Raw genomic sequence first — 13,175 nt, forward strand, 5'->3', positions numbered from 1 at the left:
GCTCCTTTACAACACTCAGATTGCGACTCTTCAACGTGGCAACCAATGATGCATGAATAAATAAATTCGTATGACGTATTCGCTAATTTCACCTTATTTACACTGACCTTGTAAACCTAAAATTCAAATGTTTTTTTTGGTTCGTGAATTACGCAAATTACCGCAAAAAACCATACCAATTAATAGAAAAAGCATCTAAGAACACCCTAACCATCGAATAATGTGATGTAAGCCATGATTTATTGGTTTGTTTTTAACTTTCAGTAAACTTATTATCATTCACAGTGAATAAAAATAATGGCTCAGGTGCGAGGGTTTTATGGGAAGGACTGAGGTATGTCAGTTAATAATTAAACTGGTCGGTGGTCAGGATAATATAAATAAAGTCTGGCATTGTATGACACGGCTGCGTTTTGATTTAATTGATGATAGTAAAGTCGAATGGCAGAAAATCAAACAATTACCCGGTGTATTAGGTGCGCAAAATCAAAGTGATCAAGTACAAATCATTATCGGCCCACAGGTAAATGCCTGGTATCAAGATATTGTTGATAATATGTCACCTGATGAGAATGTTCCCTCAAGCGCGACTACGGCAATAACACCTAAAGCACGGAAAAGTCTGGTTTCACTGTTTATGGATACCGTTTCTGGGGTATTCGGCCCTATCGTTCCGGCGATTGCCGGGGCGGGGATGATTAAAGGCTTACTGGCAGGGTTGATCGCCTTAAAAATCATCTCAGCCAAAAGCGACACCGTGATGATTATCGATTTAATTGCCAGCGGGGTATTCTATTTCCTGCCGTTCTTCCTTGCCGTTTCTGCGGCTAAGATATTTAAAACTAATGAATATCTGGCAGCGGCGGTGGCAGCCTGCCTGATGTATCCCACACTCATTGATGCCGCCAAAGCGCTGGCCACTCATACCCCGGGCGCGGTGAGTGTCATCTATTTTATGGATATCGTGCCGGTATCGGTATTTAACTATTCTGCCAGTGTTATCCCCGTTATTTTCTCAATTCTGGCGCTGAGTTATATTCACCGTTGGGTCGATAAAATTATGCCCGATGTGCTGAAAACAGTATTTACCCCGACACTAACCCTTTTTATCACCGCATTGGTTTCATTGACGTTTATCGGCCCGGCCGGCATTTATTTAGGCAAACTGCTGGCATTCGGTATTCAGGGATTATTTGATATCTCATCGGTATTTGCTGGTTTTATCGTCGGTGCCATTCGCCCGATTGCTATTCTTACCGGAATGCATCACGCCATGACCCCCATTGCATTGCAAAACTTTACCGACAAAGGTTTTGATATGTTAATGCCAATGATGTTTATGGCAAACATGGCCATTGCGGGTTCAACATTTGCTATCTATTTCCATGTCAAAACCCGGCAAGAAAAAACCGTGGTGCTGTCTGCCGCCGTTTCTGGCTTATTGGGCATTACAGAACCCGCACTGTTTGGTGTGCTAACCAAATACAAAAAAGCCTTTATTGCCACGACGATAAGCAGCTCGATTGCCTCTGCATTTATCGCCTTTTTCGGCGTAAGGCTGTACGGCTATATTTTATCAAGTATATTCAGCTTACCGGCCTATATTGGTCCTTACTTTATCTACATCCTATTGGGTGTCACCTTGTCGCTCGGCCTGTCATTTATCCTCACTTATCTGCTGGTAGTGCGCACTGAAAAAAGATTGGTCGCAGTTGAATCGCAATAAATAGTTGAAATTAAAGCCGGCGTCATGGGCGGGCGATATTGTCCGCCCATGTCAATTTGTGATTTATGTCACTTTTTTATGCAACGCAGTGGATATTTTCATTCATTTGTTTTTATAATGTTCTGCACTTTACCTACAAGAATCTACTTCTGATAAAAAGTGAGTGCACAGCATGATTGATCCCTGCCTCCCCCTGACCGACATTCACCGCCACCTTGATGGCAATATCCGTGCGCAAACTATTTTGGACCTGGGTCGCCAATTTAATCTGGCCCTGCCGGCTGATGAACTAGCCGAACTGCGCCCGCATGTGCAAATCACTAAAACTGAGCCAGATCTAGTCAGCTTCCTGCAAAAGCTGGATTGGGGGGTTGCGGTGTTGGCCTCACTTGATGCTTGCCGCCGTGTGGCCTACGAAAATGTCGAAGATGCCGCTAATGCCGGTTTGCATTATGCCGAACTGCGCTTTTCACCCTTCTATATGGCAATGAAACACCAATTGCCGGTCGCCGGTGTGGTCGAGGCCGTCATTGATGGGGTGCAGTCCGGTTGTCGTGATTTTGATATTGATATCCGCCTGATCGGGATCCTCAGCCGCACTTTTGGTGAACAAGCTTGTTTGCAAGAACTTGATGGTTTACTGGCACATCGCGAGGGGATTACTGCGTTGGATCTGGCCGGTGACGAACTGGGCTTCCCTGGCGGTTTGTTCCGCAGTCACTTTAATCGCGCACGCGATGCGGGCCTGCGTATTACCGTCCATGCCGGTGAAGCCGCTGGCCCAGAAAGTATCTGGCAAGCTATCCGTGAGTTAGGTGCTGAACGTATTGGTCACGGTGTGAAAGCCATTGAAGATAGCAAATTGATGGATTATTTGGCTGAACACAACATTGGGATCGAATCCTGCCTGACCTCTAATATTCAGACCAGTACCGTCTCTTCGTTAGCCACTCACCCGCTGGCAACCTTCCTGCGCCATGGCGTAATGGCATCGATCAACACCGATGACCCTGCGGTACAAGGGATTGAAATTGCTAATGAATATCACATTGCCGCACCTGCTGCAGGCCTAACAGCGCAAGAAATCCGCCAGGCACAACAAAATGGCCTGACGATGGCATTTATCACAGAGCAGGAAAAACAGGCACTGCGCGACAAAATCCGTGGCTAAATCGGTCAGGGATTAACTAAAAACGCCGGTATTTCATAGAAGTAGCGGCGTTTTTTATTGCAGATCGCAACCGGCTACTTGGTTTCTGCCCGCGCCGCCGTCGCCAAAGATTCAGTCGCCTCGGCATGCTCTCTGGCGACGCGTTTCGCGTAACGCTGTGCCAGGACGGCACATACCATCAATTGAACCTGATGGAATATCATCAAGGGTAATACCATCACACCGACTACTGAGGCGGGAAACAACACGTTAGCCATCGGGATACCATTGGCGAGGCTCTTCTTCGATCCGCAAAACACAATGGTGATTTCATCGGCAGTATTGAAGCCCAGCCAGCGGGCTGCCATGGTGTTAATGACTAATACCAGTGTCAATAGCACCATCGAACAGACCAGAATTGCCAGCAGTGACCAACCATCAATTTGATGCCAAATCCCCTGCACCACGGCTTCACTGAACGCAACATACACCACTAATAGAATGGATGACCGGTCAGTGATATTAACCAGTTTTTTATGGCGCTCAACCCATTTAGCTATCAGTGGGCGCGATAAATGCCCAACAATGAATGGCACCATCAGTTGCATGATAATAGAGCCTATCGCATGCAACGTGTCGGTATCACCCCCTTGGGTGTGCATCAACATGCCCACCAGCAGCGGTGACAGGAAAACCCCCAAAATACTGGATGCCGAGGCGCTACAAATTGCCGCCGCCACGTTACCTCCCGCGACGGAGGTATAGGCAATAGCTGACTGAACCGTGGCAGGTAACGCGCACAAATAGAGGAAACCCAGATACAGTGTTGGTGTTAACACGCCAGGTACCAACACATTCATTCCCAACCCTAACAGCGGGAATAAGGCAAAGGTGCTGAGAAACACCACCAGATGCAGTTTCCAATGCCCCATGCCTGAAACTATGGCGGCGCGGGATAACTTGGCACCGTGCATAAAGAATAATAATGCAATGGCCGCGGTCGTCAGGTGTTCGAACCACACCTTAACTTCCCCTTCACAAGGGAAAATAGAAGCAATAATAACGACCAGAATCAGCACTAATAAAAATTTATCTATCCGTAAGCGTTGTAACCATGACATGCCACTGTATTCCTTCAATATAACCTTGGTTCTTGACGTTGCAGAGGGGGGAGCGCCCCATTCCCGAACGAAACGCAACAAACCATCATGCGTTATGCAGCGAGTAGATACTCTAAAAATACCTCATTCGGTGAGCTGTATTCCAGAGATTTGCGCCCCCGAGTGTTGAGGATGTGCTCCAGTCTCGCAATATCTTCATCGCTGACGCCATTAAAATCGGTTCCTTTCGGATAAAACCGCCGTATCAGACCGTTGGTATGCTCATTCAACCCCCGCTCCCAGGAATGATAAGGCCGGGCAAAGTAAACCTTTGCGCCCGTTACCTGAGTGATGTCCTTATGTTTCGCAAACTCGGGTCCGTTATCTGCCGTCAGGGTTTTAAACTCACAGAAAGTATTCGCCACGATGTCCCTGAACGCTTCCACGACGCTCTCAGCGCACTTATTGGGGAGTTTACGGATAATGACCTGCTTTGTGGCTTTGTCCACGACCGTCAGCAGGAATGACTTCTGGTCTTTGCCAAAAATCGTATCGATTTCAACATGCCCGGGAACCTGTTTGAGTTCAGCCTCAGCAGGCCTGTGCTCAATGCCAACCCTGTCCGGGATGGGCGTGCGTCCGGGCTCACCCGTATCATAGCGATAGCGTTTACCCCGGTGAGGGAGCTGAAGGTAAAGCTTACCGCCAGCCTGTCTGTCCGAACGGATATAGCGGTAGAGGGTATTTTTGCTGACGGCGATATCAAACTGGATTTTCAGTCTCCCACAGATAACCTCAGGGGAGGTATGTACAGCCAGCGCCTGCCGGAGAAAGTCTTGTGTCTGCTGGCCCAGAGGGACACAGGCATTGTGTGCCGAGGTGGCGCCCCGCCGTTGTCTGGCTAAGGCATCAGCGCGTCTGGAGGAGTAAAGTCCGTTGAAGGCGGGGTCCGTATTACGTCTGAGCTCCCGGCTCAGCGTAGAGCGAGAGACGCCGAGCTCTCTGGCAATGCAGGACTGATTAACGCCTTCAGCTTTTCGTTTTTCGATGTAAAAGCGCTCATGCTGAGTCAAATGTTTTCCCTTCATGCAACAGGGTCTCCGACAGGGTCAATACGGCTATTTTATCCGTACCTGACCGGTGGGTCACTTTGTTGCATTTCGTTTGGGAATTGGCGATAGAGCAAAAACAAAAAAGCCTCCACGATGGGAGGCTTAGGCGTTATTTTTCGTTTCTATTCTTACGCGCAAGCCTCCTGAAATCAGGCGCTAAAGTAAAAAAAGAAGCGAAAAGTAACTGCATGCATCATAAAAGTGACCTTCTTACCAAGAAGATAAAGATTAAAAGAGGGAGACAAGCTCCCTCTTCAATTCTGACTTACGCCAGAGCTACTTTCGCTTTTTCGACCAGTGCAGAGAATGCCACTTTATCGAATACTGCGATGTCAGCCAGGATCTTACGGTCAATCTCAACAGAAGCCTTTTTCAGACCATTGATGAAACGGCTGTAAGACAGACCATTCTGACGAGCAGCTGCGTTGATACGTGCAATCCACAGTTGGCGGAATTGACGCTTCCGTTGACGGCGGTCACGGTAGGCGTATTGGCCTGCCTTGATTACTGCCTGGAAAGCAACACGATAAACGCGCGAACGGGCACCGTAGTAACCTTTCGCCTGCTTTAATATTTTTTTGTGACGTGCACGAGCTACCACACCACGTTTTACGCGAGCCATTTACTTCTCCTATCGTCTTAATTCAAACCAAAATTACTTATGCGTATGGCAGACATGCTACGACCAAACCTAGATCGTTCTTAGATACCATGCCCTTTGGACGTAAATGACGTTTACGCTTAGTAGCTTTTTTGGTCAAAATATGACGCAGGTTGGCATGCTTACGCTTAAAACCACCGGCACCGGTTTTTTTAAAGCGCTTAGCGGCGCCGCGTACTGTCTTAATTTTTGGCATTGAATATATCCACTTCGCATTGTTAATTACAACGAGCTAGCTAGGCGAACAGACCCCTACTCTGCAATCAGAAAGAGGCCTATTACTTGAGTGCCTTACTGTCTCTTCTTAGGTGCGAGCACCATGATCATCTGACGGCCTTCGATACGAGTCGGGAAAGACTCCACGACAGCCAAATCAGAATCTTCAGTCAGATCTTTTTTGACACGGTTAAGGACTTCCATGCCGATCTGCTGGTGCGCCATTTCACGCCCACGGAATCGCAGGGTGATTTTGGCTTTATCGCCATCTTCCAGAAAGCGAATCAGGTTGCGTAGTTTGACCTGATAGTCGCCATCATCGGTACCAGGACGGAATTTGATTTCCTTGACCTGTATGACTTTTTGCTTCTTCTTCTGTTCTTTTGTCGACTTGCTCTTCTCATAGAGGAATTTGCCGTAATCCATGATTCGGCAAACCGGCGGCTCGGCATTCGGACTGATTTCTACTAAATCAACACCAGCTTCCTCAGCTTTTTCAAGAGCTTCATTCAGACTGACAATGCCAATCTGCTCACCATCGACGCCTGTTAAGCGAACTTCTGTGGCGCGAATCTCTTTGTTGATGCGATTAGGACGCGCCGGTTGAACTCGTTTTCCGCCTTTAATACTTTATTCCTCCAGTTGATGAAGACTACGGCTGCGAATTTCTGCTAGCAGCTGGTCTACGACCACGTTGACGTCCAAGCTTCCTAAGTCTTTACCACGGCGGGTACGAACGGCAATTTTGCCTGATTCGACCTCTTTATCGCCACAGACCAACATATATGGAACCCGACGCAACGTATGTTCACGAATTTTAAAGCCAATCTTCTCATTTCTCAAGTCCGCTTTTGCCCTAATCCCTGCATCTTGCAGTTTTTTGGTCACTTGTTGGACATAATCAGACTGACTATCGGTGATATTCATCACCACGACTTGTACCGGAGCTAACCACGTTGGGAAGAAGCCTGCATACTCTTCAGTTAAAATACCGATAAAGCGCTCCATTGACCCCAAAATAGCCCGGTGAATCATTACTGGCACCTGACGATCGTTATTTTCGCCGATGTAAGACGCACTTAAGCGGCCCGGTAATGAGAAATCGAGCTGTACGGTACCACACTGCCACGCGCGATCCAAACAATCATGCAAGGTAAACTCAATTTTCGGACCGTAAAACGCTCCCTCACCCGGCTGATAATCAAATGGAATACCATTTTCAGTCAGCGCAGCGGCCAAATCATCTTCGGCACGGGTCCACAGATCATCACTCCCAATCCGTTTTTCAGGGCGGGTAGACAGCTTAACCACAATTTTCTCGAAGCCAAAAGTGCTGTACATGTCGTACACCATCTTGATACAGCTATTCACTTCATCGCGAACCTGCTCTTCGGTACAGAAAATGTGTGCATCATCCTGAGTGAAACCACGGACGCGCATTAAACCATGCAGTGCGCCTGAAGGCTCATTACGGTGGCAGCTACCGAACTCAGCCATACGCAATGGCAAGTCACGGTATGATTTCAACCCTTGGTTGAAAATCTGCACGTGCCCTGGGCAGTTCATTGGCTTGATGCAATACTCGCGGTTTTCAGACGATGTGGTGAACATATGCTCAGCATAGTTTTCCCAATGTCCGGTTTTTTCCCACAGTACGCGGTCCATCATAAACGGCCCTTTCACTTCCTGATACTGGTACTCTTTGAGCTTGGTCCGCACAAAAGTTTCCAGTTCACGGAAGATAGTCCAACCGTCGTTATGCCAGAACACCATACCTGGTGCTTCTTCCTGCATGTGGTAAAGGTCCAATTGCTTACCAATCTTACGATGGTCGCGTTTGCCCGCTTCTTCCAGACGTTGCAGATAAGCATTTAGTTGCTTCTTATCACCCCAAGCCGTGCCATAAATACGTTGCAGCATTTTATTTTTGCTATCGCCACGCCAATAAGCACCGGATGTTTTCTGCAATTTAAAGTGATGGCAGAAACGCATATTCGGTACGTGCGGGCCACGGCACATATCAACGTATTCTTCATGGTGATACAAACCAGGATGATCATCGCGGCTAATATTCTCATCGAGAATCGCCACTTTATAATCTTCACCACGAGCAGCAAAAGTGTCGCGGGCTTCTTGCCAACTGACTTTCTTCTTAATTACATCGTAATCTTTATCGGCAAGTTCATGCATCCGCTTCTCCAGCAGATCCAGATCTTCCTGCGTCAAGGTGCGGTCGATATCTACATCGTAATAGAAACCGTTGTCGATAACCGGGCCGATGGCCATTTTGGTATCAGGCCAAAGTTGCTTGATTGCGTGCCCCAATAAGTGTGCACAAGAGTGGCGGAGAATCTCCAGACCTTCAGCATCTTTGGTGGTGATAATAGCCAGTTGGGCATCAGATTCGATCAAGTCTCTGGCATCGACCAGTTCGCCATTAACTCGACCAGCAATACAGGCTTTTGCCAAACCAGGGCCGATATCCAAAGCAACATCGAGAGCAGAAACGGCGTGATCGAAATGACGCTGACTGCCGTCAGGAAGGGTAATAACGGGCATTCTAATTCCTTATCTACAGTGGTGACCCACACGACAGATCACATGCAAAATTCTAATACTATTTAAAATCAATATGTTATAAACGCTATCCGACTTTACTTTGCCTGATATATACACTCATATGTACACAACTTGTTTGCACATAGGGTGTGACGCTATAACGGACGAACCATACTAACATCCTCATTATTGGTTTATCCACTCAGAATGATTTCTTTATCAGGCATCCCTGCCCCGTTAAAGAGTGATAATTATCTGATAATTGGTCACTTCACTCAGCGATGTTACTGTCGACGTTACCCTCGGCGAATTTGCCATATTGCGACTAATGAACTGATTAGAGCATGACAAAAACGCGTAGACTACATCGAATCGGGGAACGACCAGCCACACTAGCAACGGCTATCACAGTTAAGGGCAACATCATGCTACGTATCGAAGTGACAATAGATAAGCTAAATATCAATAAATTCCCGGCAGGATACACCGACGCACTCACTGAGGAGTTGGATAAGCGGCTTGGGAGGAAATTTGACCATATTGATGTGAAAGTAAGGTTTGCGGGCGCTGATGGTCTATCAGTTCTAGGTGGTGCGCCAGATGATAAGAAAGCGGTAGAAGAAATTTTACAAGAAACATGGGAAAGTGCTGATGATTGGTTTCAGCCTTAGACTAGACTGGGCAATTACGCCCGGTTTTTGTATTTAGAATGGCAGTACAATCCGCTCCTGGCATGATCGACCCAATGCCAATAAAGAGGATGTATCTCCGCAATCGGTCGTCACGGATAGAATAATACCTAGCGAATAATCTATTAATACTACAGCCAAACGGTGATAATGATCACCGACAAAGTTATCAAGCTCAAACTGCTCTACGATCACTATAATATCAATACCGTACAACTGAGGGTCAACTAGTGCAGCGACAACCTGTTACATCTTCCAGAATTCTGTCGATTGGTTATGATCCTGAAAATCGCATGCTGGAGATACAATTTCGCGAACAAGGGATTTATCAATATCTTGGCGTCCCGGAGCGCGTTCATCAGAATTTTATGTCCGTGGTTTCGAAAGGTCGTTTTTTTGATGGCGTGATTAAGGGTAAGTTTTTGTGCCGGAAAATTGGCTAATTAGAAAAATAACCAATTAAAACAGTCAACTAAATAAATCCGAAACGGTCGCTTCAATGATAAATCTGTGCAGAGAAGCCTACCGTTTTAGAAATCATCTTTCCGCTCCACAGATTATCCCATCAAGTAGCGCCATAAATAGGATATGGGTACCACAAACAATAGCGCGGGCAGGAAATTCACCACCGCGAATATTTTAATTTGTGCAATACGTAACCCCACTGCAATCATAATAATCCCACCGCAGGCGGAAAAATCAGCAAAGGCAATATCATCCATATACGGCATGATCAGTTTAGCCAACAAAACCAATGCAATTTGGATCAACAATTGCGGCACAGCAATAGCCACCAGCGCGATACCGAGCGAGATGGAGAATATCAGCGCGGTGAAAAAGTCCATTAACGCTTTGACAAATAGCTGTAGCGACCCACATTTATAAATTCACAAACCTGCATTTATCGCGTTTCTCGACCCGAATTATCTGCATCTATTCGGAGTGGCAAACCCACAATATCTGCAAATGAACCTGCATTTATTCGCATTGACCCGCATTCCATCTTCACGAACTCACAATAACTGCAACTTAAAAATTTTAGACGGCATAGGGACCCTAAGGGTTCGTACTCGATATGGGACAAGCCAAAAAATAAATAGCTTCAGTGGCCGAATACGTTGGTAGTGAGTTTATGCCTCGACATTATTGATACGCCTTGCTTGTTCATACCGCGCTCCCCAATACTTATTATCGAGTTTTGATATGGTGACGCCCACGCTGCTGGATGCATGAATAAACTTGCCTTCACCGATGTAAATACCCACGTGTCGTGTTTGTCGTGAGGTCTTGAAAAAAACCAGATCGCCTGTATCTATAGCTTCCCTGGTGATCCGAGAGCCTTGTTTCATTTGTTCCTGGGAGCTTCTTGGCAAACTCAGGGAAAACTCATCTTCAAAAACGCGCTGCATGTAAGCAGAACAATCAATACCTTTACGTGTGTTCCCGCCGAGCTTGTAACTGACGCCTTCCCACTTGTCATAATGGGTCAGGATTTTTTTGAGTTTTTGCGTCTCATTGTGCCCAGTAGCGGAGCGGGTTGAGGCTTGCAGAGTAGATGATGAATTAACAACATTCTGATGAGTGCTCGCTGAAGCAGAAAATGCATACAAAGAGGTAATCGCAATCATAACGGGGATTATAGTCTTAAACATAAGGGTATCTGAAATATGAGGTGAATGGCTTTCCTTGGTTAACGCATTGACTAAAATCCTTCTGGAGAGCGACATTCTACACATTAAAGCTCATAAAAGAAGCATAAATAGTACATTTAATGAGCTTTTTTATGGTGCGACAGTCTGACTTTTACTGTAACTCGTTAATGAATATATAAACTTCAGACAATTATTAATTTTGACATTGTTATAAATACCTACATCATTCAATAGTATTAAATACTTATTAAACCTGTGTGGATGTGTTGCATTTCCATTTGTAAGTAGTGGTATTTATATATTTCATATCATTCAAGTCTCCGCTTACATTTTATATCCCGCCCTTTGTCACTCATCATCTATATCATTTGATTTTATGTTGTTGATGATAATAATTATCATCTATATGTCATTTATTCAGAAATCAAGGATAGTTTCACTAGGTTTTAATTTTTAGTATTTTATATTTTTAAGTTTTTTATTTTATGAATTTCATGTTTTTAGGTTTAATAAATCAAGTGAGTAAGTGAGCTTAGTGATTCAGCAAGGTTTTCACTCAGCACTTGACCTTTAAATGTCCCTTAATCGTTATTAAAACGCTTGAATTTTAATTTATTAATTAAAAAACAATATGTTAGATTTTATTCACTGAAAAATAAGCTGGCTAGTTATAGTGTCCTTGCCCTGTAGTGGCTCAATATACAATCACATTCCTACATTTGCGTAGGAATTTTATTTTTAATTTGTAGCCTTAATTACCTAAATAATATTAATATTTTCTTTTCTGTAGTGAAATAGATTATTTTATTCTTTAAATTAAAAACATAATAATCTACTGAAATGATCTAAATCAATATTAACGGTTACTTTTTAAGATAATGACGATCTAAAAATCCTTGTTCTATATCAATTGCAGAATATAATACTGGTAATCAACCATAATTGTAGGCCATTGATCTGTCATATTGCTATTTACTAGATGAATCGATCGCGTATACTTCAATCCATAGCAAGAGAGTACAGCGATAAGGACATTTCAAGTTTCTAAAATGCTTTATATACAGTACGGACATTGTGAATATTAGAAACCCGCTTTACTCCTACTATTAAAAGATATTTAAAGTATCGTTTTCGCTACCAAGCATACACATTGAGTTTCGACATTTATTGGATTGTTAAAAGAACTCATCAACTGGTCTTATTGCCCAGCAGCGATAAATAAATATCTAATGGATTCTTGTGCGCCAATTCCCAAACGAAATGCAACAAAGTGACCCACCGGTCAGGTACGGATAAAATAGCCGTATTGACCCTGTCGGAGACCCTGTTGCATGAAGGGAAAACATTTGACTCAGCATGAGCGCTTTTACATCGAAAAACGAAAAGCTGAAGGCGTTAATCAGTCCTGCATTGCCAGAGAACTGGATGTCTCTCGCTCTACCCTGAGCCGGGAGCTCAGGCGTAATACGGACCCCGCTTTCAACGGACTTTACTCCTCCAGACGCGCTGATGCCTTAGCCAGACAACGGCGGGGCGCCACCTCGGCACACAATGCCTGTTTCCCTCTGGGCCAGCAGACACAAGACTTTCTCCGGCAGGCGCTGGCTGTACATACCTCCCCTGAGGTTATCTGTGGGAGACTGAAAATCCAGTTTGATATCGCCGTCAGCAAAAATACCCTCTACCGCTATATCCGTTCGGACAGACAGGCTGGCGGTAAGCTTTACCTTCAGCTCCCTCACCGGGGTAAACGCTATCGCTATGATACGGGTGAGCCCGGACGCACGCCCATCCCGGACAGGGTTGGCATTGAGCACAGGCCTGCTGAGGCTGAACTCAAACAGGTTCCCGGGCATGTTGAAATCGATACGATTTTTGGCAAAGACCAGAAGTCATTCCTGCTGACGGTCGTGGACAAAGCCACAAAGCAGGTCATTATCCGTAAACTCCCCAATAAGTGCGCTGAGAGCGTCGTGGAAGCGTTCAGGGACATCGTGGCGAATACTTTCTGCGAGTTTAAAACCCTGACGGCAGATAACGGACCCGAGTTTGCGAAACATAAGGACATCACTCAGGTAACGGGCGCAAAGGTTTACTTTGCCCGGCCTTATCATTCCTGGGAGCGGGGGTTGAATGAGCATACCAACGGTCTGATACGGCGGTTTTATCCGAAAGGAACCGATTTTAATGGCGTCAGCGATGAAGATATTGCGAGACTGGAGCACATCCTCAACACTCGGGGGCGCAAATCTCTGGAATACAGCTCACCGAATGAGGTATTTTTAGAGTATCTACTCGCTGCATAACGCA

13 protein-coding genes, 1 pseudogene and 1 other annotated feature are annotated in these 13,175 nt (G+C 45.4%); of the genes and pseudogenes, 5 read left to right on the forward strand and 9 right to left on the reverse strand.

Annotation, left to right across the window (positions count from 1 at the left end; genetic code table 11):
- The first annotated feature begins 319 nt into the window (after positions 1-319).
- Together ACWJJO_RS12025 and add are read left to right on the forward strand one after the other, a co-directional pair.
- On the forward strand, positions 320-1,726 hold the full coding sequence (locus ACWJJO_RS12025; protein WP_083158867.1) for a PTS transporter subunit EIIC: 1,407 nt from the start codon (positions 320-322) through the stop codon (positions 1,724-1,726).
- A gap of 172 nt (positions 1,727-1,898) precedes the next feature.
- Positions 1,899-2,897 carry an adenosine deaminase gene (gene add, locus ACWJJO_RS12030; protein ID WP_481091056.1) on the forward strand — a complete coding sequence of 333 codons (999 nt, stop codon included), beginning with the start codon at positions 1,899-1,901 and terminating at the stop codon, positions 2,895-2,897.
- Positions 2,898-2,971: 74 nt separating this feature from the next.
- On the opposite strand, the gene ACWJJO_RS12035 is transcribed toward add, so the two are convergent.
- From ACWJJO_RS12035 to thrS, 7 genes are all read right to left on the reverse strand, one after another.
- Complete coding sequence (locus tag ACWJJO_RS12035) at positions 2,972-3,997, reverse strand: bile acid:sodium symporter family protein (RefSeq protein ID WP_083158869.1); 1,026 nt, start codon at positions 3,995-3,997, stop codon at positions 2,972-2,974.
- Positions 3,998-4,089: 92 nt separating this feature from the next.
- The gene (locus ACWJJO_RS12040) at positions 4,090-5,064 is read right to left on the reverse strand and encodes an IS30 family transposase (protein WP_481090692.1); all 975 of its coding nucleotides are present in this window, start codon (positions 5,062-5,064) and stop codon (positions 4,090-4,092) included.
- A gap of 99 nt (positions 5,065-5,163) precedes the next feature.
- Positions 5,164-5,286: a sequence feature (Phe leader region), on the reverse strand.
- Positions 5,238-5,285 (reverse strand): pheST operon leader peptide PheM, encoded by a 48-nt coding sequence (gene pheM, locus ACWJJO_RS12045; protein ID WP_152414234.1) that lies wholly within the window; start codon positions 5,283-5,285, stop codon positions 5,238-5,240. It overlaps the preceding feature by 48 nt.
- Positions 5,287-5,353: 67 nt before the next feature.
- Positions 5,354-5,710, reverse strand: a complete 357-nt coding sequence (gene rplT / locus ACWJJO_RS12050) for a 50S ribosomal protein L20 (protein ID WP_004706556.1) — start codon at positions 5,708-5,710, stop codon at positions 5,354-5,356.
- Positions 5,711-5,747: 37 nt separating this feature from the next.
- Complete coding sequence (gene rpmI / locus ACWJJO_RS12055) at positions 5,748-5,945, reverse strand: 50S ribosomal protein L35 (protein WP_004713020.1); 198 nt, start codon at positions 5,943-5,945, stop codon at positions 5,748-5,750.
- Between the two features lie 95 nt (positions 5,946-6,040).
- Positions 6,041-6,592 carry a translation initiation factor IF-3 gene (gene infC / locus ACWJJO_RS12060; protein WP_011816226.1) on the reverse strand — a complete coding sequence of 184 codons (552 nt, stop codon included), beginning with the start codon at positions 6,590-6,592 and terminating at the stop codon, positions 6,041-6,043.
- A 3-nt stretch (positions 6,593-6,595) separates the two neighbouring features.
- On the reverse strand, positions 6,596-8,524 hold the full coding sequence (gene thrS, locus ACWJJO_RS12065) for a threonine--tRNA ligase (RefSeq protein ID WP_083158695.1): 1,929 nt from the start codon (positions 8,522-8,524) through the stop codon (positions 6,596-6,598).
- 425 nt (positions 8,525-8,949) lie between these two features.
- On the opposite strand from thrS, the gene ACWJJO_RS12070 reads away from it, so the two are divergent.
- Positions 8,950-9,195 (forward strand): DinI-like family protein, encoded by a 246-nt coding sequence (locus ACWJJO_RS12070; protein WP_083163607.1) that lies wholly within the window; start codon positions 8,950-8,952, stop codon positions 9,193-9,195.
- Positions 9,196-9,443: 248 nt separating this feature from the next.
- A complete protein-coding gene (locus ACWJJO_RS12075) occupies positions 9,444-9,656 on the forward strand; it encodes a KTSC domain-containing protein (protein ID WP_005161573.1) in 213 nt (70 codons plus the stop codon).
- Between the two features lie 114 nt (positions 9,657-9,770).
- Here the strand turns inward: ACWJJO_RS12075 and ACWJJO_RS12080 are convergent.
- Positions 9,771-10,076: pseudogene (locus ACWJJO_RS12080) on the reverse strand (DUF554 family protein); the annotation flags it as partial.
- A 267-nt stretch (positions 10,077-10,343) separates the two neighbouring features.
- Positions 10,344-10,940 carry an NlpC/P60 family protein gene (locus ACWJJO_RS12085; RefSeq protein ID WP_481091057.1) on the reverse strand — a complete coding sequence of 199 codons (597 nt, stop codon included), beginning with the start codon at positions 10,938-10,940 and terminating at the stop codon, positions 10,344-10,346.
- A gap of 1,256 nt (positions 10,941-12,196) precedes the next feature.
- On the opposite strand from ACWJJO_RS12085, the gene ACWJJO_RS12090 reads away from it, so the two are divergent.
- Positions 12,197-13,171, forward strand: a complete 975-nt coding sequence (locus tag ACWJJO_RS12090) for an IS30 family transposase (protein ID WP_481090514.1) — start codon at positions 12,197-12,199, stop codon at positions 13,169-13,171.
- Positions 13,172-13,175 lie beyond the last annotated feature (4 nt).

Source organism: Yersinia antarctica (genome assembly GCF_056636475.1).

Coding starts and splice junctions, on each gene's coding strand:
- ACWJJO_RS12025 (WP_083158867.1), top strand. CDS start 320: ATGGGAAGGACTGAGGTATGTCAGTTAATAATTAAACTGGTCGGTGGT.
- add (WP_481091056.1), top strand. CDS start 1,899: ATGATTGATCCCTGCCTCCCCCTGACCGACATTCACCGCCACCTTGAT.
- ACWJJO_RS12035 (WP_083158869.1), bottom strand. CDS start 3,997: ATGTCATGGTTACAACGCTTACGGATAGATAAATTTTTATTAGTGCTG.
- ACWJJO_RS12040 (WP_481090692.1), bottom strand. CDS start 5,064: ATGAAGGGAAAACATTTGACTCAGCATGAGCGCTTTTACATCGAAAAA.
- rplT (WP_004706556.1), bottom strand. CDS start 5,710: ATGGCTCGCGTAAAACGTGGTGTGGTAGCTCGTGCACGTCACAAAAAA.
- rpmI (WP_004713020.1), bottom strand. CDS start 5,945: ATGCCAAAAATTAAGACAGTACGCGGCGCCGCTAAGCGCTTTAAAAAA.
- thrS (WP_083158695.1), bottom strand. CDS start 8,524: ATGCCCGTTATTACCCTTCCTGACGGCAGTCAGCGTCATTTCGATCAC.
- ACWJJO_RS12070 (WP_083163607.1), top strand. CDS start 8,950: ATGCTACGTATCGAAGTGACAATAGATAAGCTAAATATCAATAAATTC.
- ACWJJO_RS12085 (WP_481091057.1), bottom strand. CDS start 10,940: ATGTCGCTCTCCAGAAGGATTTTAGTCAATGCGTTAACCAAGGAAAGC.
- ACWJJO_RS12090 (WP_481090514.1), top strand. CDS start 12,197: ATGAAGGGAAAACATTTGACTCAGCATGAGCGCTTTTACATCGAAAAA.